This window comes from Pontibacter toksunensis, assembly GCF_042686245.1.
In the GTDB taxonomy this organism is placed as follows: domain Bacteria; phylum Bacteroidota; class Bacteroidia; order Cytophagales; family Hymenobacteraceae; genus Pontibacter; species Pontibacter toksunensis.
On record NZ_JBHUOX010000017.1, the window covers coordinates 83,051 to 105,482 of the forward strand.

Here is a 22,432-nt window from a genome sequence, read left to right on the forward strand (position 1 = left end):
ATAGGTTTTATACTTATTTTTTAAAGTCGTGGCTTCCAGGTAACTTCTTCTGCTCCGAGTTGCTGCGTCATTTTACGGCAAAGTGCGAACAGATAGTCAGATAATCTGTTCAGATATATTATCACAAGGTCTTCTACCGGGGAATGCTCCTGTAAATGAATGGTTATACGTTCGGCACGGCGGCACACGCAACGGGCCACGTGGCAAAAAGAAACGGACTGATGCCCGCCTGGCAGCACAAAAGCACGCAGGGGCGGCACTCCGGCTGTCATGCTGTCTATCTCCTGCTCCAGCAGCGTGACATCCTCTTCATGGAGATCAGGCGTTTTCATTTTTGATTTGGCAGGGTCAGTGGCCAGCAGGGCACCAATGGTAAAGAGCCTGTCCTGAATCTCTTTCAGGATGTATGCCCGCTCACGGTTTACCTCCTGGTCGCGCACCAGCCCTATATAGGAATTCAGTTCGTCTACGGTACCGTACGCTTCGATGCGGAGATCAGATTTAGCCACACGGGTACCACCAATAAGGGAGGTGGTGCCTTTGTCGCCTGTTTTCGTGTATATTTTCATTACTGTTATTCTGCCTGTAGTTTGGCGGCGGTGGCGATATCCTCGTTTATAGTGTCGGACTCTATCAGACCATCGCGCATTCTTACAATGCGGTGTGCATATTTGGCAATATCCTCTTCGTGCGTTACCATAATGATGGTGTTACCCTTGGAGTGCAGGTCCTCAAACAACTCCATAATTTCATAGGAAGTCTTGGAGTCGAGGTTACCTGTCGGCTCATCGGCCAGAATTATGCTGGGATTGTTGATGAGGGCGCGGGCAATGGCCACACGTTGCCGCTGACCACCAGACAGCTCGTTTGGCTTGTGCTTGCCACGGGTGCCAAGCCCAACGCTCTCAAGCGCACGCTGTGCCTTTTCTTCCCGCGTGCTTTTGCCGTAGCCTGCGTAAATAAGGGGCAGGGCTACATTCTCCAGCGAGCTCTGCCGTGGCAGCAGGTTAAAGGTTTGGAATACGAAGCCGATCTCTTTGTTGCGCACCTCCGCCAGTTCGTTGTCCGTCATGTTGCTCACGTCGTTTCCGTTCAGGATGTAGGTGCCGCCGGTAGGCGTATCGAGGCAGCCGACAATGTTCATGAAGGTTGACTTGCCGGAGCCGGAAGGCCCCATAAAAGCAACATACTCGCCTTTTGAGATTTTGATAGACACCGATTTAAGGGCGTGTATAGTCTCCGCTCCCATGCGGTATATCTTCGAGATGTCGTGCGTTTCGATGAGCATGTTCATACGTTTTTTTCATAGTTGCCAGTTATCGGCACGTGTCTCAACTTCCTGGCGCTTTTGGTTCAACTTCTCTATAAATGTACTGTATTCTGCAGAAGGAAGCAAATCACGTAATGTTTCCTGTGCCTGCTCCGAATAGGAGAATAGTCCCTGATCCAGGCTCTCCAGTGCATAAGCTTTATAGAGTTCTGCCGCAAAAGGATTATAGGTAATGCCGCTCAGCAAAATATTGTAGGCAACCTCTTCTTCCGGCTTATACTTGTCGAAGAAACTTGCTGCTGCCAGCACAACTTCCTCATCGTATAACAGCATTTTCAGGGCCTGCTCATACCGTGTGGCAGCTTCTTCCTTTCGGCCTTTCTCTTCTGCAATACGCGCCTTAAAGTACAGCCGCTGTCGCTTATCACGGTCCGTCAGGTACAGCTTGTCCATTTTGTTGAGCAGGGCATCGTAGTTCCCGGCATGAAGCCACACTTTCAGCTGCTGCAGGTTCAGGGCAGAGCGGAGTTCGCCCTCCGGCTGTAGCTTTGGCGAGGTTTCCTTTATGGCCTCATAGGCTGCTCTCCACTCTTTCCGGCCTATCAGGTAATCGATGCGTGCTATCATGGCCTGCCGCTTCAGGTCTTTTTCTTCTACTGCCTGTACCAGTGCATTCACCTCCTCTAAACTCAGTTGTGGCAAATATGTTAACAGATATTGCACCTTATCCTTGTCCGGTACCTCTGCCACAATGGTCTTCACGTCCTGCTGCAGCACCTCTGCCAGATCCTGTGCCACGGCAACAGCTGCCTCGTTTTCCGAAAAAGCTACTTCCTCCAGCGCCTGTATAGCGGTTTCAGGTTTGTTTGCCAGCGCAAGCGCATAACCCTGGCTCAGGTACGCCTGCTTATAGCCGTAGTCTTTGGCCTGCTTAAAATAGGCGGCTGCAGCCCGGTAGTTCTCCTCCTCCATCATCCATTGTCCCAGCGCATTATAGTAATAGCCGCTGTTCCGCTCAGACTGCAGCGCCAGGTTCTCCACCACTCTCCTGCCCTCCTTCGGCAAGCCATTGTAGTGGTGCACAAGCCCCTTCAGGTAAAGCAGGTCTTCGTGGAAAAGCTGGTTACCCCGGGAAGCTAAATAACTGTTGATTGCCTCCAGCCGCGTGGTATCGCCTTTGTTGAGCCTGCTGATGGTCTGGTTATAGAAAAGTGTGAAGTCCTCCACTGCCTGTATGGAATCCGGAATAAAGGTGTCTTCATTCTGAGGATCCTTTCCCAGCAGTTGCCTTAAGGCAGCCATATTGCTGCGAAGCGCTTTGTTATTGCCTTTCCGACTTTCCTCCAGCACCACTTTGGCCGGATCCAGCATGGCCTGCCGCGTATAATAAGCCAGGCGGTTGCTGCGCACGAAGTATTCGTCTGAGTTATGCCGCTGTGCCAGGTTAAAATAGTACTCGGTGCTGTCCTGCACGCTGGTCTGGGAGTAAAGCAGGGCCAGGTTGTTGTAGATTTCGCCGCTTTCCGGGAAACGCTCCGCTCCCTGCTGCAGCACATACAGCTTTTCGAAGAAGAACTGCTTCTCGTCGTAGAGGTTGGCGAGGCGCACGTAAAGTTTGGGGTTCGGGCGCTTTTCCAGCGCATCCTTCAGCCGAAGTATCTCATTGTTACGCTGGTCATCCTGCCGGTGCATGGCTGCGAGGCTGTAATTCGCTTTCACATTGTTGGCGTCATACAGATCACTCTCCTCGAAGAAGCGCTCAGCCAGAATTACATTGCCGGAGGCGGAGTAAAGGTCGCCAAGGTAGTTGTAGTAGCCCGCCTGCACATGAAAGTAAGAGCGGTACTGGGTGCGCATCACCAGTATAACGCAGGCAATGAGGCTCATCAGGAAGAAAGAGAAGAGCGAGAATGATTTAGGCTGATACACCACCTTGTACACCGGCAGCCGCTGATCAATGAGCCGCCCGAAGTTGATCATGATGTACAGGAAGAAACCCACTCCAAAAGCAAGGTGCGTGTACACGACCATGTCGTGGTAAAAGACCGTAAGCGGGTCGTTGGCCGTGGCAAAGGCATACCCGATGCTCAGGAAGGCAATGGTTGCAAACACCAGATACAGCACGGCACCTGTGGGCCGGAACAGGAAGAGTGACTTATAATACTCCTCCCGCTGACGCATTCCCCAGAAGCCTGCCACTGCTGAGAGCAGCAGAATAAAGTAGCCGTTTATGTAGAAAAGGTCGAGCTGCAGGTAACCGACATGGCGCAGGTACAGCAACACCAGGTTGAGCAGGTACAGCACGCTCACCAATATAAACTGCCACATGCTGAACCGCCGCTCCGGCGTCTTTGCCTGTGTATTGATCCAGAGAAGCGCATTTACGTTTTCATAGGCCACCCACACCATGAACAGCACCGTAGCCGCGAGCGTACCAATGGAGGAATAGTTCACGAGGTGCAGCGTCACCAGTTCAGCCGGAAACTCAGCCCCTCTGTAGGCCAGCAGCGCGATAAGCAACATCACCAGCAGCATCGCCAGCAGGCGCAGCGAGAAGTTCACCTTCTGCCAAAAGGCCTGAAAGGCATAACTGGTGATAGCCAGCAGCGCGATGGAGACCAATAGCAGGGTCTGGCTGGAGCCATTGCCAAAAGTGCCTAACACATCAAAGTTGAAGGTAGCCAGGAACAGCATCAGCAGGAGTATACCGGCAAAGTACGGCAGCTGCTTCATGGTACTGATGGCGGCGGCATAGAAGGCAATGCACAGCGCCAGGATTCCCAGCATGAGCGTAGCAGCCACCGTATTAACGGATGGCAGCGCCACATCGTACTGCTCAAAGATAAGGTAGCCGTCGGCAGAAAGGGTAAAGGGCTCCAGGAGACGTGTTACCTCATGCACCGGCACCGGCACTATCTGCAGATCTGTGATTTTATCCCAGCCAAAGGCAATGCTTTCCCCGCTGAAATAATGGTAAACGCCCAGCAGCAGGGCCAGTGCTCCCAGCAGGAGTAAAAAAAGATAGGGATACCGTATAGTAGTATCCCAACCTTTCCAAAACTTTATTTTATTCATATGTAAGTCAGCAGACTACTCCATTACCTTCGGAACACGGAAGTAATCGGAGTCTTTTTTAGGAGCGTTCAAAAGCGCCTCTTCATGTGTAACAGTATTCTTTGCAACATCCTCGCGCAGCACGTTCACCTCTTCTGACATATGCGTTAAAGGCTCAACGCTCTCGGTGTCCAGTTCACGCAGCTTATCCATCCAGTTCAGGATCTTGTTCAGGTCCTGCAGCATTTCCTGCTCTTTCTCCTCGTTAAACTCAAGCCTCGCTAAGTGTGCTAATTTTTTTATAGTCTGAATATCCGTTGACATATGTCTTCTTATGTTTCGTAATTTCTGTTTGAATAATATTGAAAACCCGCGCCTTCAGCTCCGGCAGGTCCTGCAGCGTCATACCTATGGTCTGTATCGGCTCATGCACCACTATCTTGAGCGGATGCCAGCGTACTTTCAGCTTTCCGTCCAGGTCCGGCAGGAAGTGCTGGTTGTAAGGCATGGTAACCGGCACCACCGGCAGTTGCCGTTCAATAGCCAGTTTGAAAGGCCCGTCTTTGAACTCCAACAGCTTTTCTCCGGCCGTTTTAGGTATAGTGCCCTCCGGAAATATAGCCAGGCTCCTCCCCTTTTCCAGCGTTCTCACCGACTTGATGTAGCTCCGGGCACTGCTTACCGGGTTTCTCCGGTCTACCGTAATATAGAGTTTGTCATACACCTTTCCCCAGAGCGGCACCTTCGCCAGAGAACTCTTCCCCACAAAGTTAAGGAATCCGGGGATGGTATGCAGCATCATCGGTATGTCGAGGTAAGAGCTGTGGTTGGCCGTGAAAATATACTGCTGCTTCGGGTCAAGTTCAGTCCGGCGCTCCACAATCAGCGGGGCCAGGAACATGCGCAGGAAAACAGTAGACCAGCCGCGGTTGATGTTGTGCACATGGCGCCACCACTTCTCCTTCCGGAGTAAGAAAGCCTGGAAAGGATAGGTTACCACAAACGGCAGCACAAACCAGGTGCAGCACCAGGTTGTATAGATGCGTTGTGATATGTATTTAATGGCCTTCATACATTCAAATGTAAGCATTATCCCTAATTGTACAAATCCGGCACCGCCTGCCATACAAGGGCACAGTCCTAACGACAAACTGGCTGGTATGGTATGCCTGCTACCCTTGTTGTTGCAGGAGCAACGCCGCCTTCAGGATACCTGCTACGCTGATGGCATCTGTTATTTCGTTGTTCATAGCCATGCGCACTGCTTCCTGAAAAGGCACCCGCCTGATGTGCAGATCCTCCGTCTCTTCAAATGCTGTTTCGCCCGCTGTTAGTTCCTGTGCCAGGAAAACAAATCCTTCTTCGTTGGTGACAGAGTTGGATGTATGCAGTCGCATCATGTTAGTCCACTTAGCAGCTGTATAGCCGGTTTCCTCTTTCAACTCCCGCTTCGCCGACTCTAGTATGTCATTCTCTATCAGGCCGCCGCCCATCGGTATCTCCCAGGAATACTCGTTCAGGGCATAGCGGTACTGCCCCACCAAGTATGTATAGCCTTCATCATCTATCGGTATAATGCCAATAGCTTTGTTTTTCATGCTCACTACCCCATAGATGCCCTTTCCGCCTTTCGGGTTCAGCACCTGGTCTTCACGCACTTTTATCCAGGGGTTCTCATAGATTTCTTTGGAGGATAGGGTTGTCCAGGGGTTATGTTGTTCGTCAATCATAGCGGTTATTGTATGCTTTTCTGCTGCAAATATAATTGAATTGTTTTTTATGCTGATTGGCTTCGCTAGCTTAAGTGGTTATTAAAACTGGCTATAAATGTTCTGTCTAAGCTACCGTGGGTTCTGTTCATCCAGCGACTCACAAACGGCCTTTTCCATAGCTAATTACGTGCGCTCCACTCCCGCGGGGGCGCGTTTTCCTGTTCGGCGCTGTATACATTTCCTGCCTAACGGCTGCCACAATCGTGGCACCGAAAATCTACAAGGCGCCTCTCAGAAAAACTGGAATCACTTTTCCTCCGAGCCACCAAAGAAAATCCTCCAGATTACTTTGGTCAATTGAAACATATTTACTTATTAGCTGATTCTGCACAGGCTTCACTAATTCTGTGAATTCCTTTGAAGCAACGCAGTAGATTAGTATGCCAGGTGCACATTGTGACACTCCACTGTCAGAGCGTTCAGCGAGTTTGGAGGGTCTTGATTCTTTTGCTTACTTTTCTCATCAAGGAGAAAAGTAAGGCCCAGCCGGCGAGGCGAAAAGCTAGTAGAAGATGATTATCTCTACTAGTTGCTTTAAATTTAGCAGAAAGAGAAGCAGCTTAGTTATTCAAAGTTTTAACAGCTTTAGAAAGCAGTAAAGCTGCTCCATTACATGAATGAAGCAGCTTTTCTATATTAAAAATCTATACTACAGATATTACCAGAGTCTGATTCTTTCTTCCGGCGCTTTATAAAGCTTATCTCCCGGCTGCACATTGAACGCTTCGTACCAGGCATCCATGTTTACCGGTGCACCAATGGTTCGGTACTCTCCCGGAGAGTGCGGATCTGTGATAATCTGCTGTGCAGCGGCTTCTGGGAGGATGTTCCCTCTCCAAACCTGTGCCCACGACAGGAAGAAACGCTGATCAGGAGTAAAACCGTCGATCTTGTCGTTCGATTTCCCTTGCTCCGTCATCTTGAAGGCTTCGTAAGCAGCACTCAGACCACCCAGGTCACCAATGTTCTCACCCAGCGTCAGTTTACCGTTCACATGAATAGTATCTAATACCGTATAAGCGTCATATTGCTCCTGCAGTGCTTTGGCTTTCTCCTCAAATCGGGCGCGGTCTTCTGCGGTCCACCAGTTGCGCAGTGTGCCGTCTTTGTCGTACTGGCTGCCAGAGTCGTCGAAGCCGTGCGAAATCTCGTGACCGATTACAGCTCCGATACCGCCGTAGTTTACTGCATCATCCGCGTTCGGATCGAAGAAAGGGAACTGCAGGATACCCGCCGGGAACACGATCTCGTTCATTACCGGGCTGTAGTAGGCATTTACGGTCGGAGCTGTCATACCCCACTTAGTTCTGTCTACTGGCTTACCCAGCTGGCTCACCATGTCGTTATAGCCCCACTGGCCGGCATTGCGTACGTTCTGGAAGAACGTTTTGCGATTGATATCCAAGCCATCATATGCTTTCCATTTGTCAGGGTAACCCACTTTTGGAGTGAAGGCATGCAGCTTGGCCAGTGCTTTCTCTTTTGTAGTAGCACTCATCCAATCCAGGTTATTTATCCGGATTTCGTACGCTTTGATCAGGTTGCTGATCAATTCTTCCATCCTGGCTTTTGCCTCCGGCTTAAAGTGCTTTTTCACATACAGTTGGCCCAGTAGGTCGCCAATGGTGCCGTCTGTGAGAGATGACATACGCTGCCAGCGTGGCGTCTGCACTTTCTGCCCGCTCAGCGCCTGTGAATACGCGAAGTTAGCGTCTACAAATGGTGTGCTCAGGTAAGGAGCCGCTGACTTCAGCACGTTCCACTGCAGGTAGGTCTGCCAATCAGTAACAGGAGTTGCTTTTATTAAGCCGTCTAGTTCTTTGAAGAAAGCTGGGTTGCTTACCAGGATGGTATCTTCGCCTGTCACCTTCATTTTAGCCAGCATTGTCTTCCAGTCAATGTTTGGAGTCGTTTTGCTGAAATCAGAAACAGAAAACTTATTGTAGGTTTTATACGGATCACGCATCTCTACACGCGCCATTTGCGCCTGGGCCATTTTCTTCTCCAGGTTGAAGATGGTCTCTGCGTTTTGCTGTGCTTTTGCCTGCGGAACACCTGTTAATGTAAACAGGGACGTTATATATTTCTTGTAAGCCTCCTGTATTTTCTGGCTACGCGCATCGTCCTTCAGGTAGTAGTCGCGGTCTGGCAGGGTTGTACCACCCTGGCTCAGTTGCGGAACCATGTTGTTAACATCCTTACGGTCCTGGCCCACATAAAAGCCGAACATCGGGGAGCCGGCGCCTGAAGTTCTCAGGTAAGCCACTTCATTCAATATGGCTTTTGTATCTTTCACTGACCCTACTCTTTTCAGGTCTTTTTTAATAGGTGTATAGCCAAGTTTGTCGATGGCAGCACTATCCATGGCAGCGGCATAAAAGTCGCCAACGCGTTTCTCAGCAGAACCTGCAGGAGCATTCTTATTTGCAGCAGCTTCGTTCAGGATGTCCTGCACGGCCTTGATGTTGAAATCGCGCAGCAGGTTAAAGCTTCCCCAGCGGGTTTCCTTTGCCGGCACCGGGTTGTTCTTCAGCCAGGTACCGCTGGCGTAGGTGTAAAAGTCATCGCCCGGCTTCACCGACACGTCCATGTTAGACTTATCAATGAATTGTTTTTTTGTGGCGCCGTTTTGTTGGGCAGATGCTTCTACGCCAAAAAGGGTAGCAGCACCGAAAAGCAGTAGTGTGAGGTTGTTTTTCCAGTTCGACATATTTGTCATCGAAGGTTAGTTATAAAAGGTTAGAATAGTTTGTATGTGATGAAGGCTTTTATTGATGGAGCTCCCTTTCATTTAATTTTGCTCCTAAATTAGTGTTTTATACCAATAGTACTTCTGCAAATCTTATCTCTGGTGCAATTAAACATTAAGAGTGCATACATCTCAGGTGCTGTATCTTTCAAATACTGATCCAATAATAAAAAGAAAATGTGACAACATGCAGTTTAGGGTTCTATTGCGGGCTGTAGTAGTAGTTCAGAACGCCTACTCAACAGCAAACCTACTTTATCAGTTCGATTCAGGTAATTTTTACTCAAGAAGCAGGCTCCTGCCCCAATAACAAACAAAGGTATACTGAGGAAATTTACAGGCGGTGCCTGGCGGCTTTTTCCTGAATGAGCAATTAGCAGCAGCAAATTTATGTTGGAAAAGAACTTATAAACAGTGCAAATTGAGTGAGTATAAAGGCCTTCCTCTCCTTTTGCTCTGTAAAACATTTTTCAAGTTCTACCTGTGCACATTTGCCTTACCCCGTGGAGCAGACAGATCTGGATTATTTGATACCGCCAAAGGCTGCAAAGCAACTGTTTTTATGCAGTACCTCTACATGTCTAAACCCAACTTCCTTCAACAGATCAAGCTGGAAAGTCAAGGGTCTAGGGCTGTCTTCCTTCTCAATGTAACTGAACACGTTATCCCTATAGTCGGTCCCTCCAATGCCAGCCAGATACGCTCCGTACCTGGCCTGAAAAAGAGCACTTACTTTCTCTGAGCTATGCGTTACCAGATCTGAAATCCAGAAGCTACCGCCTTCTCTCAAGGAATGGTATATCTTTTCGAAGACGAGCCTCCAGTCATCGTCTCCTCTCAGGTGATGCAGGACGGCCCCAGCAAGTATGACATCGTAGTGGGCTGATGGCAAGTTAATGGTTCTTATATCACCCTGCATGGCATTTAAGTTACCGCTTGTCATTTCCTGTACTCTGCTGCAGGCTTTGTCGAGCATTGGTTTCGACAAATCAATTAATGTGCAGTTAAGGCCGGGAAGTTTTGCCAGCATCCTTAAGGTATAGTTGCCCGCACCACACCCTATATCCAGAAGGTTTGTGGCGGCAGAGTTCACTATTTTAGCTGCATCTGATATAAGCTCAAGAGAAATGGGAGCGTCAATAGTGGACTGCTGACCGGTCTCTAGGTTTGAAAACCTGTCCACATCGTTGTCGAAACGCTGCCTTATTTCCTCGTTCGTCGATTTATTTCTGAAACTTTCTTCCATATGAACCAATGCTATATTTGTTTATTTTCTACTCATCCCTATCGCAAAGGCAACCCAACTACAACTGTTTTACTGCCCCATGTTTAGCTGCTTTTACCGGAGCTTTTCCTCCACCAAGATTGACTTATTTATCAAAAATACAGCTAATTATTAGGTATTTACAGATAATTTTTGTATATTGCTATATACCGAGAAATCATCTGCATTTCTTACATGAGGAGGCTTAAAGCAGCGAATATGCTGAAGAATATAAGCTTCTGTCGCTATACAGGAACATGGACAGCCAGACATGCTGTCATCTACAAAAGGCTAATTATTCTGCCCTACTAAGGAAAGCCAATTAAACTGCCTTAAGTCAAAATCACCATCTATTCAGATGTGCCTGTTTGTGACCAGTCTGTCCAGTTCAATCATGTGTCTGATGACTCTCTCGGCTGTTTTTAAATTTATTCATCAAAGTTAATATTACCTATGCTATACACACGAAAGAATACATCAGAGGAGTACAATGCACTTGCCGAACAAGTTATCAAATATGCCGTGAAATCTGGTTACAAAGATATCAAAGCTGATTTTACAGGGTATGACAGCCCGGCATCTTTAACTATGGTAAACCAGGAGATTGTGCTAACACCTGATTTTACAGCCAAGCGCGGCAACAATAAATATTACTTTGAGCTTGTGGTGAAAAATGGAAACGAAGATGATAAGCGCACGCTGGTGAGCAAGTGGAAAGCCCTGGAATCTATTGCTAAAATGAAAGGTGGCGACCTGCGTTTGTTTGTACCACACGGAAGCTTTAAGTATGCAACTGACCTGATGCAAGATCATGGCATTGAGGCCAAGCTCACAAAGATGAACAAACTGTAAGAATACAGGCTCAACATATACTTCAGCTTTTAGTTGAAAAAGATAGAAGTAAAAAAGAGGAAGTGCAGAACTGCACTTCCTCTTTTTTTGCTTTAGAATGGTGATCTGGATGGCAGATAACCTCGGGTAAGTTTTTGGTGCAAAATATATTTTCAGTCCTTTTTCCTGGCCGTAAGCCCTACGGGAACTTTGAGGTCGCCTTTATCATACATGTTGATGTAGATATCCAGCGTATCACTCGCACCACTCCAGGAAACTCTGTATAGATCTAATAGACCAGTGTTATTCATTAAGCCGTTAGGAGTTTTAAAATGACAACAACTCCCCGCCCTGTAGTAGTTAACTTCTTCACCGTTTGGACCAAGCAATCCATTCAGAAACGTTCTCTCATTATCCGGCCCACTCCTGTCTTTAGCTCCTCCCACTTTAATTGGATTAGCCTTATCATACCCATACGTAGGGTCATCACTGATGTCAACCAACAGGTAGCTGTCGTCATTTAGATACTCCACCTGCTTGGTTCGGGTATCTCCTTGTCCAGTGCTTGCTGAAGTTATGCTTTTTGATGATGCGCAACCGGTAGCGATCATTAATCCAATGGCTAATAAAGTTTTGTTCATAGTAGCTTTTCTTAAGTTTAATGCGTGATAATTGGCTGAGGTAGATTTAAAAGTGCTTTCGCTCTTGTTAGGAGGCATCAACAATCATAGAAGTGTTCAGTGCCGATAAGTAAGTGTCTTTTAATCATTTTGGTTTTTGAGAATAATATGTCCGGAATAGTTTCCATGCTCCTCTAGCTGCTCTTACTGATGTCCAACCACTACAAAGGATTACCTAATTATATATTCAATTTAATAAATATATAAAATAAATTAGAATTTATAATACTTTTATTCTATCTCAGCAAGAACTTAGAAATTTAAGTATCCTACAGTTATAGGAGGAAGCGCCACACCAAAGCACAAAAAAGCCCTGCAGCATAAACTGCAGGGCTCCAGATTTTTATAAGTCTCATCTTACAAAGCGCCTTCTTTGATTTCGTCTACCACCGTAGGGTCGAGCAGCGTAGAGGTGTCGCCGAGGTTGGAGGTGTCGCCTTCGGCTACCTTGCGCAGAATACGGCGCATGATTTTGCCGGAGCGCGTTTTAGGCAGCCCGCTTACCACCTGTATCTTATCGGGGCGGGCAATCTTTCCAATCTTTTCAACCACCGTCTCAATTATCTCTGCACGAAGCCAGTCGATGTGCTCCGGCCTGTCTTTGAGCGTAACGAAGGCATAGATACCCTGCCCTTTCACATCGTGCGGATAACCTACCACTGCCGATTCCACCACATGCTTGTTGTGGTTAATGGCTTCCTCAATCTCGGCTGTTCCGAAGCGGTGGCCGGACACGTTGATCACGTCGTCCACGCGGCCAATGATACGGTACAATCCGTTCTCGTCGCGTTTGGCACCATCGCCAGTAAAGTACAAGCCTTTGTAGGTGGAGAAGTAACTGAGGCGGGCACGTTCGTGGTCGCCGTAAGTGGTACGGATAATGCTGGGCCACGGAAACTTCATGCACAGGTAACCTTCCACACCATTCTCTTTGATCTCGTTACCGTCACCATCTACTAAAATAGGCTGCACACCTGGCAGCGGTAGGCCAGCATGGCTCGGCTTCATAGGTGTTACTCCGGCTATGGTGGATATCATGATGCCACCTGTTTCTGTCTGCCACCAGGTATCTACCACCGGACTGCGGTCTTTCCCGACATGGGTATGGTACCAATGCCAGGCTTCCTCATTGATTGGTTCGCCCACCGACCCCAGCACACGCAGCGAGTTCAGGCTGTAAGACAATACGTCTTCAATATCTCCACCCATGAGTGCGCGGATGGCTGTTGGTGCCGTATAGAAGATCGTTACTCCAAACTTGTCTACTACCTGCCAGAAACGCCCGTTATCCGGATAGGTCGGCACACCCTCGAACATTAATGAAGTGGCTCCCGCCAACAGCGGACCGTACAGCAGGTAGGTATGGCCTGTAATCCAGCCGATATCCGCAGTGCACCAGTATATGTCACTTTCCTCCAACTGAAATACATTGCTGAAGGTATACTGCGCATACACCATATAGCCGCCACTCGTATGCACCACCCCTTTCGGCTTCCCCGTGGACCCAGAGGTATACAGGATGAATAGCATGTCTTCGGCATCCATCTCTTCGGCAGGACACTCTTTGCTTACGCCCTCTACTTCCTCATGATACCATACATCACGGCCTTCCACCATATTCACGGCCCAACCTAAACGCTCTACCACAATTACTTTCTTCACTGAGTCACAACTCTCCAGTGCCTCATCCACCACACGCTTCACGGGTATCTGCTTCGCGCCGCGGTTCAGGCCATCAGACGTCAGCACCATACTGCACTGGGCGTCATTTATTCTGTCGGCCATGGCCGAAGCTGAGAAGCCAGCAAACACCACTGAGTGGATGGCACCAATGCGGGCGCAGGCCAGTACAGCTATAGCCAGCTCCGGAATCATGGGCATGTAAATACAGATGCGGTCACCTTTCTTGGCCCCGTTCTTCTTCAGCACGTTGGCATACTGGCATACCTTCTCATATAGCTCACGGTAGGTAAAGCGTACAAACCGCTCTTTCGGGTCGTTCGGCTCCCAGATAAGGGCCAGCTTATTGCCACGGGTTTTCAGGTGGCGGTCCAGGCAGTTCTCAGTTATGTTCAGCCTAGCACCCTGAAACCACTTTATATTCGGTTCATCAAAATTCCATTCCAGCACCTTGTCCCACTTCTTACGCCAGGTAAAGGTATCGGCTATATCAGCCCAGAAGCCTTCCGGGTTTTCTACGCTGCGCTTGTAGGCTTCCTGATATTCTTCATAGGTTTTAAGTTGAAAGTTGTTCATGGCAAAGGTTAGGTTTTGGGTTAAAGTTCTTATTCTAATTCAAAGAGACCAACAATTTAGAACGTATGCAGCGAGTCATTTCCACATTAATGGTGTGTTGCCGCACCCGCACCTCGTGGTATGCGAATATCCTCCACAAGTTCCTGAATATAAACTGGCGGAGCAGGTGTGAAACGAGACACAACCCCGGATACTATAAAATTGAGGAGCATGCCTAATGTACCTATACCCTCCGGAGATACGCCAAACCACCAGTTGGCAGGGACGTTGGCCGCAGGGTTGATAAACTTAAAGTACGATATATAAGCGATTGTGAACAAAAGGCCTGTAATCATGCCCCAGATGGCTCCCTGCTTGTTCATGCGGGTTGAAAATATACCCATAATAATAACGGGAAAAAAAGAAGCGGCAGCCAGACCAAAAGCGAATGCAACTACCTCAGCCACAAACCCTGGCGGGTTAATACCAAAATAACCCGCTATTACAACCGCCGCTGTAGCGGCGGCACGCGCAGCCAGCAACTCCTGCTTTTCAGAAATATCCGGTGTAAACGACTTCTTCAAGAGGTCATGGGCAATAGAGGTGGAAATAACCAGCAACAGGCCCGCCGCTGTAGAAAGGGCTGCTGCCAGGCCACCAGCTGCCACCAGAGCAACCACCCAGTTCGGTAGTCGTGCAATCTCAGGGTTTGCCAGCACCATGATGTCCTTGTCTATCACCAGCTCATTCTGCTCCGGGTTTTTCACATACTGGATAAGGCCGTCCGCATTCTTGTCCGTCACCGAAATCAACCCTGTCTTTCCCCAGTTGCCCACCCACTGCGGCATAGAGGCTATCTCCCGGCCGCTTGTAGTGTTCAGCATGTTGTACATGCCATAGGCACCTACGGCAGGAGCAGTGGTGTAAAGAATGGCAATTAACAAGAGCGCATAACCAGCAGATTTACGGGCATCCTTCACCTTAGGAACGGTAAAGAAGCGCACGATTACGTGCGGCAGACCGGCAGTACCCACCATGAGGGCAGCTGTGATAAAGAATACGTCTATAGTAGTTTTACTACCTTCTGTATAGGCGGCAAAGCCAAGCTCGGTCAGTACGCCATCCAGCCTGTCCAGCAGGTAGCCGCCTTCTTTCAGTTCACCTCCAAAACCAATCTGGGGAATGGGGTTCCCTGTTAACAGGATGGAAATAAAGATGGCTGGAACCATGTAAGCAAATATCAGCACACAGAACTGCGCCACTTGTGTATAGGTGATTCCTTTCATGCCACCCAGCACAGCATAGAAAAGCACGATGACCATACCAATGATTACGCCTGTATTGATGTCTACCTCCAGGAAACGGGAAAACACAATACCCACTCCCCGCATCTGGCCGGCCACATAGGTAAAGGAAATAAAGATGGCACAAATCAGCGCCACCAGTCGGGCAGTTTTGGAGTAGTACCGGTCGCCCACAAAATCAGGCACCGTAAACTTGCCGAACTTGCGCAGGTATGGTGCCAGAAGCAGGGCCAGCAACACATAACCACCCGTCCAGCCCATCAGGTATACAGAGCCGTCGTAACCCATAAAGGAGATAAGACCGGCCATGGAAATAAAGGATGCGGCCGACATCCAGTCTGCCGCAGTAGCCAGGCCGTTAGCCAGTGGTGACACGCCTCCGCCCGCCACATAAAAGTCTTTTGTAGAACCTGCCCTTGACCAGATTGCAATGCCAATGTAAATGGCAAAAGTGATTCCTACGATAATGTATGTCCAGGTTAAAATACCCATTACTTGTAACGTTACAGTGAAACTTCTTTAAGAAAACTTTGCGTATTCAGCTGATGTACGAATTCATCTCCGAGCTGCAAAAGCGAATAAATGACGTTCTTACTCTTCGTGTACATCAAACTCCCGGTCCAGCCTGTTCATCAGCCAGACATAAACGAAGATGATGATGACAAAGCAATAGATAGAACCCTGTTGGGCAAACCAGAATCCGAGTTTAAATCCACCTATCCTGATTTGATTGAGTTCATCAACCAGGAGTATCCCAAAGACAAACGACACCAGGAACCAGAGGGCAAGTAGAATAAAGAGAATCCGAACGTTGCGCCTCCAGTACTCCTGCATTTTTTGTTTGTTGTTTTCCATGTAGTAAAAGCTTCTGTTTATTATAAGTATATCAATTCCTGCTTAATTTTATCAAGTTAGCAATATAATGTAAAAAGAATATTTTAGTTAACAGGCAAAGAAGTGGTGGGTAGTAAGAAATTTACTTCTGATGCTCTCATTAAAAAGCCCTTCCAATAGCTGGAAGGGCTTTTTGATTGTTTAAAAGGATTGCATTTACTTTACGGTTTTTGCTAAAGAATAGGGATAGCAGAAAACTCAGCAAAGGAAAGCCGAAAAATATCGGTTTCCCTTACATATCCCGCACCGACACAATTACCTCGTTATACTTGTCTATGTTCTGAAGGAAGCTCACAATCTTTCGCCCGGCCTCTTCTGGTGAGGCAAGTTCACCGTTCGCTTTGTAGTCGCGGAACTTCTCTACGGTGCTGAACCTGCTGGCGTCCGACTCCCTGATTTGCCCCTGCATGCCCGTATCTACTACGCCCGGTGAGAGCGCATATACTTTTACACCAGTGCCGCGCTTGTCCTGCTCCAGCTGAACCGTTTGTGAAAGCATATCTATGGCAGCTTTGGAGGCACAGTAGCTGGCCCAGCCATCAATCGGGTATTTGCCCGCACCGGAGCTTACGTTCACCACTACCTTCTGCGCCGGGTGTTGCTGGTATACCTGCAGGAACGTGTTCATGAGCATAGCCGGAACCACCAAGTTTATATCAAACACAAACTCGAAGCGCTCGTTGGGCATGTCTTCGCCCACATAGCCAATATCTCCCAGCACACCGGCATTGTTGATCAGCACCAGCTTCTGCGCCTCCGGGTAAGGCAGAAACACTTTCTGCAGGTTGTGCTCCACCGCTTCAATGTCGGAGAAATCCATTGGTTGGTAACGGTAGTTCGGATGTTTGATGTTGTTGGTGCGCGATACACCTACCACCTGGTTGTTTTCGTCCTTCAGCAGCTCTTCCGCTATAGCCTTGCCAATGCCTTTGCTGGCGCCTGTTATGATGTAGATATTCACTTTTCTGAATTATGAATGATGAATTATAAGTTACGAATGAGCGGGTTAGAAGGTACGTATTTCAATGGTAGACGCTTATAAATAAAAAAGCTGGTGCCTCTGCCATTGCAGAAACACCAGCTTTCCAATGATCAATCAGCTTTACAAAGCGAGTCTGGAGACTCTTCCACACCCTAAGTCACGGGATGGATTCCCGCGCCAGAAGTTATTACAACTCTCTAACTCCCAAACTTTCTAACTTTTTAACTTATAAAATATACTGGCTCAGGTCACGGTTTTTCACCATGCCGGCCAGCTTTTCCTGCACCGTCTCGCGGGTGATAACGATATGCGCATTCGCACCAATTTTATCCGGCACATCGAAAAGGATATCGTTGAGCAGGCGGCTCATAACGGTGTGTAGACGACGGGCACCTATGTTCTCCACCTCTGAGTTAACCTCGAAGGCAATAGAGGCGATCTCATCCAGTGCCTCATCGTTAAAGCTGAGGTCTACGTCCTCTGCAGAAAGAAGCGCTTCATACTGCTTCGTCAAAGCGTTTTTGGGGAACTTGAGGATTTGATAGAAGTCATCTTTGGTCAGGCTGTTCAGCTCCACTCGAATCGGAAAGCGTCCCTGCAACTCCGGAATCAGATCAGAAGGTTTAGCCACGTGGAACGCTCCGGCTGCAATAAACAGGATATGATCCGTGTTGATGATACCATACTTGGTGTTTACAGAAGAACCCTCCACAATTGGTAGCAGGTCGCGCTGCACGCCTTCGCGGCTTACATCAGGTCCGCCACCGCCTTTTTTGCTGGAGCTGGCTACTTTGTCTATTTCATCAATAAAAATGACACCTGCATTCTCTGCTTTAAATATTGCCTCTTCCTTCACCTCATCCATGTCGATGAGTTTAGAAGCTTCCTCTTCCAACAGAATCTTACGTGCCTCGGCAATGGTTACTTTGCGCTTCTTCGTTTTCTTCGGCATCATGCCGCTGATCATCTCCTGGATATTCATCATAGAAGCCTCGTCCATTCCAGGGCCTAAGGCGCCAACACCAGGCATGGCACTCTGCTGTATCCTGATTTCAATCTTGCGGTCTTCCAGTTCTCCGTTGCGGATTTTCTCTCTGAATTTCTCGCGGGTGCGCTCGTTCAATTCATAGTCGCTGTCGGGCATTACGCCTGGATCAGAGGAGTAACCAACAGCTGAAGTGTTATTGTTTCTGCCTTGTATAGGCGGAATAAGGGCATCCAGAATGATGTCTTCCACTACTTCCGCGGCACGCTGCTTTACCTCTTCCTTTTTCTTGTTCTTCACCATGTTCACCGACTGCTCAACCAGGTCGCGCACCATGCTTTCCACATCGCGGCCTACGTAACCTACCTCGGTAAACTTAGAAGCCTCTACTTTGGTGAAGGGCGCATCTGCAATTTTGGCCAGGCGACGGGCTATTTCTGTTTTACCCACACCTGTTGCTCCAATCATGAGAATGTTATTCGGAACAATTTCGCCCCGAATGTTTTCATTGGCATTCATGCGGCGCCAACGGTTACGCAGCGCGATGGCTACGTTGCGTTTGGCATCGTTTTGCCCGATGATGTATTTATCCAGCTCCGCTACAATCTGGGCTGGGGTTAAGTGTTCTATGCTATCTAACATGTTCGTTTCGTTTTTGATAATGCCTTACATACCACAGCTGATATGCTGCCATAGCCTATAATCTTTTTAACTACGCTTCTTTTTCAGGAACGTGCGGGTGTTGGTGCTCACAGTAATATAGTGCGTGGCGCCGGAAGGATGAAAAAAAGCACTGCCGTAGTTCAACTCGAACGTACGCACCCGCAGCATGGCTCCTAACGAGAAACCAGCCCCTCCCGAACGGGTATCCAGGCGCAATTCCCGGCGGCGCAGGTGGTTGTATCCTGCCCGCACCTGAAAACTCTTGCTGAAGATAAATTCAGCCCCTGCCACAAAGTGGCGGGCTATCTTATCACCTAATTTTTTCTCTTCCTTCACCTCATTCCCGTTCTCATCCAGCTGCCCCGGTGCATTTGGGTCCAGGTATACTATATCGAACTGGTAGAGACGGTGTGCCGTGAGCGACAGCCGCACCGGCATGTGCTCCGGTTTATAACTTACACCTAACTGGGCATCGAAGGGCATTGGCTGCCGCTCACCTCCGTCGTAGGCCATCACCTGGTACCCGACATTCTTAAATGCCAGCCCCACCGTAAAGTCCTTCTCCGGGTGCTTAAATGCCACACCCGCATCTGCCAGTAATCCCATTGCCTTATTGCCCGCTATACTTGACACAGCGATCTTCGCGGTGGCGCCCACTGTAAAAGCCTCCACCTGCCGGGCATGTGTAATGTTAACGTTATACTCATTCACGCTGAAGCTGCCTTCTGCTGCCCCCGTGGCGTCACGCTGCACAAAGTCGCCGTAGTTGAGGTAGTTTACACCTGCTGCCCACCGGCCATACTTCTCTGTGTTAAAAGCGTAAACCGCATTGCTCTGCCTGATATCAGCCAGGTAGCCCACATAACTCAGTGAGAGTTGATTATCCATCTCCTCGTTCAGCAGTGCCGGGTTAGCAGCCACCATATTCACATCATGCGCCCCCGCCGTTACATTCACTCCTCCCAAAGCCGCCTGCTTCGCACTATTCGGGAGCTCCAGGAACGAGAAGCCCCGCTGGCCACCCACCTGCGCCTGCGCCATTAGCGAAGAGCTCAGGAGCAACGTAACTAGCAGTGGCTTGAGTACTTTCATGCTTTAGCGGCTACTGGGGTAACTTTAAGTAATCAAAGGCCCAAACAATATTTTCATTTCAACGACAGGGGAAAGCTATGATAGTTTGCACAATAAATTTCTCCTATCGTCAAAATGTCAAGTCTTATTCGTTCACAACTTTCTCTTCCGTCACCGTCAGTTTGAGCGGGTGTTTTACCTTCTCTTTTAGCAGCGCTATTTTCACCACATCATCCACACGGTCTACATAGTGTATATGGAGACCTTTGATGTAGTGTGCCGGAATCTCGTTGATGTCTTTCTTATTTTTCTGGCAAAGGATGATGTCTGTAATACCAGCACGCTTTGCCGCCAGAATCTTCTCTTTGATGCCGCCCACCGGCAGCACCTTCCCTCGCAGGGTTATCTCACCCGTCATAGCCAGCCGCGACTTCACCTTACGCTGCGTAAACACAGAGGCAATGCTCGTAAAAATGGCAATACCCGCCGACGGACCGTCCTTTGGCACAGCCCCTTCTGGGAAGTGAATGTGCAGGTCGTACTGGTCGAACAGGCGGTAGTCGATATCAAGCAGCTCCGCGTGGGCTTTCAAGTAGGAAATAGCGGTCATAGCCGACTCCTTCATCACATCCCCCAGTTGGCCAGATAATGTCAGTTTGCCTTTTCCTTTGCTCAGGATAGACTCTATAAAAAGAATGTCTCCGCCTACGGAAGTCCAGGCCAAGCCTGTTACCACTCCTGCCGTGTCGATGTCCTGGTATATCTCTTTATCAAAAATCTCGGAGCCTAAAATCTTCACCACTTCTTCCGGCTTGATAGAAGAAGGAAACTCCTCGTCCATTGCCTTCAGCTTGGCAGTATTGCGCACCAACTGCCCTATCTTCCGCTCCAGGTTCCGCACACCCGATTCGCGGGTATAGTCATCGATTACTTTATGAATGGTTCCTTTTGGCACCTTTACGTCATCCGGCTCCAGGCCATGCTCCATCAGCTGCTTTGGCACAAGATGGCGCTTGGCAATTTCTGCTTTCTCCTCCAGGGTATAGCCTGTAATCTCAATAATTTCCATACGGTCGCGCAGGGCAGGCTGTATAGTATCCAGTGAGTTGGCCGTGGCAATGAACAGTACCTTCGAGAGGTCATACTCTACATCGAGGTAGTTGTCCATGAACGTATGGTTCTGCTCCGGGTCCAGCACCTCCAGCAAAGCGGAAGCCGGGTCGCCACGAAAATCAGATGCCAGCTTATCTATCTCATCCAGGATAATCACCGGGTTAGAAGAACCCGTTTTTTTAATCTGGCTAATTATCTTGCCCGGCATGGCCCCCACATAGGTGCGGCGGTGCCCACGAATCTCAGCCTCATCCCTTACGCCACCCAGAGACATGCGCACATAGTTACGTCCTAGAGCCTTCGCCACAGAGCGGCCCAAAGAAGTCTTACCAACTCCCGGAGGACCGTACAGGCAGAGTATCGGCGCTTTCATGTCCTTCTTCAGCTTCAGCACAGCCAAGTACTCTAGAATGCGCTCTTTTACCTTCTCCAGACCATAGTGGTCGGCGTCCAGTATTTTCTTCGTGCGCTTCAGGTTAAAGTTGTCTTTCGTGAAATCGTTCCAGGGCAGGTCGAGCAGGAACTCCAGGTAGTTGACGGCCACCGGGTATTCTGCGGCCTGTGAGTTCAGGCGAGCTAATTTTTCTATCTCCTTCTGAAAATGCTTGGCTACAGGCTCCGCCCATTTCTTCTTCTTCGCCCGTTCCCTGAAGCGCTCAATCTCCTGGTCGGGTCCCTCCTGCCCCAGCTCGTCCTGCAGTACTTTTATCTGCTGGCGCAGGAAATAATCCCGCTGCTGCTGGTCAATATCGGTATGTACTTTTGAGTGAATTTCCTGCTTGAGCTCCAGCATCTGTATCTCGAGCAGCATGAGTTCCAGCAACTGGGTACCGCGCTCTTTGCTGTCGTTCACCTCGAGCAGCACCTGTTTCTGCGCCACCTCCACATTCAGGTTGCTCGACAGGAAGTGTGTCAGGAAGCTTGGGCTGTCAATATTATCCAGCGCCACCTGCGCCTCCTGTGGTATCTCCGGGTTCAGCTTCAGCATTTTACCGGCCGCGTCTTTCAGCGACTGCACCAACGCCTTCACTTCCTTGCTCTTCTTGTCCAGTGGAGTCTCCTCACACAGGCTTACTTTAGCCGTCAGGTAAGGGTCTTCCTGCTTTATCTCGTCAATCTGGAAACGGCTTTGCCCTTGAATAATGATGGTAGTATTGCCATCCGGCAGCACCAGCATCTTCAGGATTTTGGCTACAGTACCCACATTGTACAAATCTTCTGCTGCCGGGTCGTCGCTGTTGGTGTTTTTCTGCGCCACCACCCCTACAATCTTATTACCGGTATGTGCCTTTCGCACCAACTTCACAGATTTCTTGCGTGTCACCGTAATCGGCAACACCACCCCAGGGAAAAGAACTGTATTCCGCACCGCCAGAATCGGCAGCTCATCCGGCAGGTCTTCGGTCTTTACGTCATCTTCAATTTCTGCTGTGATCACCGGGATGAGTTCGGTGTCATCGTCATCGGAAATTCCGCTTAGTAATAGGTTATTTAAAAATTGGTTGAATGTATAGTTCATATGTAGAATAGTGCCATTTTGACAGAAAAACACTAGTTGCCCCCGT

General features: G+C 48.8%; 17 protein-coding genes. 1 reads left to right on the forward strand and 16 read right to left on the reverse strand.

Features of this window, described 5'->3' with window-relative positions; genetic code table 11:
• Positions 1 to 20 precede the first annotated feature (20 nt).
• From ACFS7Z_RS19390 to ACFS7Z_RS19425, 8 genes are all read right to left on the reverse strand, one after another.
• On the reverse strand, positions 21 to 569 hold the full coding sequence (locus ACFS7Z_RS19390) for a cob(I)yrinic acid a,c-diamide adenosyltransferase (protein ID WP_377488105.1): 549 nt from the start codon (positions 567 to 569) through the stop codon (positions 21 to 23).
• Positions 570 to 574: 5 nt separating this feature from the next.
• Positions 575 to 1,294 (reverse strand): ABC transporter ATP-binding protein, encoded by a 720-nt coding sequence (locus ACFS7Z_RS19395; protein ID WP_377488108.1) that lies wholly within the window; start codon positions 1,292 to 1,294, stop codon positions 575 to 577.
• Positions 1,295 to 1,303: 9 nt separating this feature from the next.
• Complete coding sequence (locus ACFS7Z_RS19400) at positions 1,304 to 4,345, reverse strand: tetratricopeptide repeat protein (protein ID WP_377488111.1); 3,042 nt, start codon at positions 4,343 to 4,345, stop codon at positions 1,304 to 1,306.
• Positions 4,346 to 4,360: 15 nt separating this feature from the next.
• Positions 4,361 to 4,648 (reverse strand): Asp-tRNA(Asn)/Glu-tRNA(Gln) amidotransferase subunit GatC, encoded by a 288-nt coding sequence (gene gatC, locus ACFS7Z_RS19405; protein ID WP_377488114.1) that lies wholly within the window; start codon positions 4,646 to 4,648, stop codon positions 4,361 to 4,363.
• Positions 4,596 to 5,396, reverse strand: coding sequence for a lysophospholipid acyltransferase family protein (locus tag ACFS7Z_RS19410; RefSeq protein WP_377488117.1), 801 nt, complete (start codon positions 5,394 to 5,396; stop codon positions 4,596 to 4,598). Before ACFS7Z_RS19410 ends, gatC begins: the two co-directional genes overlap by 53 nt.
• 100 nt (positions 5,397 to 5,496) lie before the next feature.
• Positions 5,497 to 6,054, reverse strand: coding sequence for an NUDIX domain-containing protein (locus ACFS7Z_RS19415; protein ID WP_377488120.1), 558 nt, complete (start codon positions 6,052 to 6,054; stop codon positions 5,497 to 5,499).
• Positions 6,055 to 6,754: 700 nt separating this feature from the next.
• A complete protein-coding gene (locus ACFS7Z_RS19420) occupies positions 6,755 to 8,806 on the reverse strand; it encodes a M13 family metallopeptidase (protein ID WP_377488123.1) in 2,052 nt (683 codons plus the stop codon).
• A 562-nt stretch (positions 8,807 to 9,368) separates the two neighbouring features.
• Complete coding sequence (locus ACFS7Z_RS19425; protein WP_377488126.1) at positions 9,369 to 10,091, reverse strand: methyltransferase domain-containing protein; 723 nt, start codon at positions 10,089 to 10,091, stop codon at positions 9,369 to 9,371.
• 471 nt (positions 10,092 to 10,562) lie between these two features.
• Here ACFS7Z_RS19425 and ACFS7Z_RS19430 point away from each other — a divergent pair, with 471 nt between their 5' ends.
• Positions 10,563 to 10,961, forward strand: coding sequence for a hypothetical protein (locus tag ACFS7Z_RS19430; RefSeq protein WP_377488129.1), 399 nt, complete (start codon positions 10,563 to 10,565; stop codon positions 10,959 to 10,961).
• 152 nt (positions 10,962 to 11,113) lie between these two features.
• Here the strand turns inward: ACFS7Z_RS19430 and ACFS7Z_RS19435 are convergent, their stop codons facing one another.
• The 8 genes from ACFS7Z_RS19435 to lon all read right to left on the reverse strand — a co-directional run bounded on the left by ACFS7Z_RS19435 (position 11,114) and on the right by lon (position 22,386).
• Positions 11,114 to 11,581, reverse strand: coding sequence for a hypothetical protein (locus tag ACFS7Z_RS19435; protein WP_377488132.1), 468 nt, complete (start codon positions 11,579 to 11,581; stop codon positions 11,114 to 11,116).
• Between the two features lie 396 nt (positions 11,582 to 11,977).
• Positions 11,978 to 13,876 carry an acetate--CoA ligase gene (gene acs / locus ACFS7Z_RS19440; protein ID WP_377488135.1) on the reverse strand — a complete coding sequence of 633 codons (1,899 nt, stop codon included), beginning with the start codon at positions 13,874 to 13,876 and terminating at the stop codon, positions 11,978 to 11,980.
• 86 nt (positions 13,877 to 13,962) lie between these two features.
• Positions 13,963 to 15,651, reverse strand: a complete 1,689-nt coding sequence (locus tag ACFS7Z_RS19445) for a sodium:solute symporter family protein (protein ID WP_377488138.1) — start codon at positions 15,649 to 15,651, stop codon at positions 13,963 to 13,965.
• 99 nt (positions 15,652 to 15,750) lie between these two features.
• Positions 15,751 to 16,014, reverse strand: coding sequence for a DUF4212 domain-containing protein (locus ACFS7Z_RS19450; protein ID WP_377488141.1), 264 nt, complete (start codon positions 16,012 to 16,014; stop codon positions 15,751 to 15,753).
• A 271-nt stretch (positions 16,015 to 16,285) separates the two neighbouring features.
• On the reverse strand, positions 16,286 to 17,014 hold the full coding sequence (locus tag ACFS7Z_RS19455) for an SDR family NAD(P)-dependent oxidoreductase (protein WP_377488144.1): 729 nt from the start codon (positions 17,012 to 17,014) through the stop codon (positions 16,286 to 16,288).
• 247 nt (positions 17,015 to 17,261) lie between these two features.
• Positions 17,262 to 18,662 (reverse strand): ATP-dependent protease ATPase subunit HslU, encoded by a 1,401-nt coding sequence (gene hslU / locus ACFS7Z_RS19460; protein WP_377488146.1) that lies wholly within the window; start codon positions 18,660 to 18,662, stop codon positions 17,262 to 17,264.
• Positions 18,663 to 18,728: 66 nt separating this feature from the next.
• A complete protein-coding gene (porQ, locus tag ACFS7Z_RS19465) occupies positions 18,729 to 19,775 on the reverse strand; it encodes a type IX secretion system protein PorQ (RefSeq protein WP_377488149.1) in 1,047 nt (348 codons plus the stop codon).
• A gap of 124 nt (positions 19,776 to 19,899) precedes the next feature.
• Positions 19,900 to 22,386, reverse strand: coding sequence for an endopeptidase La (gene lon / locus ACFS7Z_RS19470; protein ID WP_377488152.1), 2,487 nt, complete (start codon positions 22,384 to 22,386; stop codon positions 19,900 to 19,902).
• Positions 22,387 to 22,432: the final 46 nt, after the last annotated feature.

Coding starts and splice junctions, on each gene's coding strand:
- ACFS7Z_RS19410 (WP_377488117.1), bottom strand. CDS start 5,396: ATGAAGGCCATTAAATACATATCACAACGCATCTATACAACCTGGTGC.
- ACFS7Z_RS19425 (WP_377488126.1), bottom strand. CDS start 10,091: ATGGAAGAAAGTTTCAGAAATAAATCGACGAACGAGGAAATAAGGCAG.
- ACFS7Z_RS19400 (WP_377488111.1), bottom strand. CDS start 4,345: ATGAATAAAATAAAGTTTTGGAAAGGTTGGGATACTACTATACGGTAT.
- ACFS7Z_RS19420 (WP_377488123.1), bottom strand. CDS start 8,806: ATGTCGAACTGGAAAAACAACCTCACACTACTGCTTTTCGGTGCTGCT.
- lon (WP_377488152.1), bottom strand. CDS start 22,386: ATGAACTATACATTCAACCAATTTTTAAATAACCTATTACTAAGCGGA.
- hslU (WP_377488146.1), bottom strand. CDS start 18,662: ATGTTAGATAGCATAGAACACTTAACCCCAGCCCAGATTGTAGCGGAG.
- ACFS7Z_RS19445 (WP_377488138.1), bottom strand. CDS start 15,651: ATGGGTATTTTAACCTGGACATACATTATCGTAGGAATCACTTTTGCC.
- porQ (WP_377488149.1), bottom strand. CDS start 19,775: ATGAAAGTACTCAAGCCACTGCTAGTTACGTTGCTCCTGAGCTCTTCG.
- ACFS7Z_RS19415 (WP_377488120.1), bottom strand. CDS start 6,054: ATGATTGACGAACAACATAACCCCTGGACAACCCTATCCTCCAAAGAA.
- acs (WP_377488135.1), bottom strand. CDS start 13,876: ATGAACAACTTTCAACTTAAAACCTATGAAGAATATCAGGAAGCCTAC.
- ACFS7Z_RS19450 (WP_377488141.1), bottom strand. CDS start 16,014: ATGGAAAACAACAAACAAAAAATGCAGGAGTACTGGAGGCGCAACGTT.
- ACFS7Z_RS19430 (WP_377488129.1), top strand. CDS start 10,563: ATGCTATACACACGAAAGAATACATCAGAGGAGTACAATGCACTTGCC.
- ACFS7Z_RS19435 (WP_377488132.1), bottom strand. CDS start 11,581: ATGAACAAAACTTTATTAGCCATTGGATTAATGATCGCTACCGGTTGC.
- ACFS7Z_RS19390 (WP_377488105.1), bottom strand. CDS start 569: ATGAAAATATACACGAAAACAGGCGACAAAGGCACCACCTCCCTTATT.
- gatC (WP_377488114.1), bottom strand. CDS start 4,648: ATGTCAACGGATATTCAGACTATAAAAAAATTAGCACACTTAGCGAGG.
- ACFS7Z_RS19395 (WP_377488108.1), bottom strand. CDS start 1,294: ATGAACATGCTCATCGAAACGCACGACATCTCGAAGATATACCGCATG.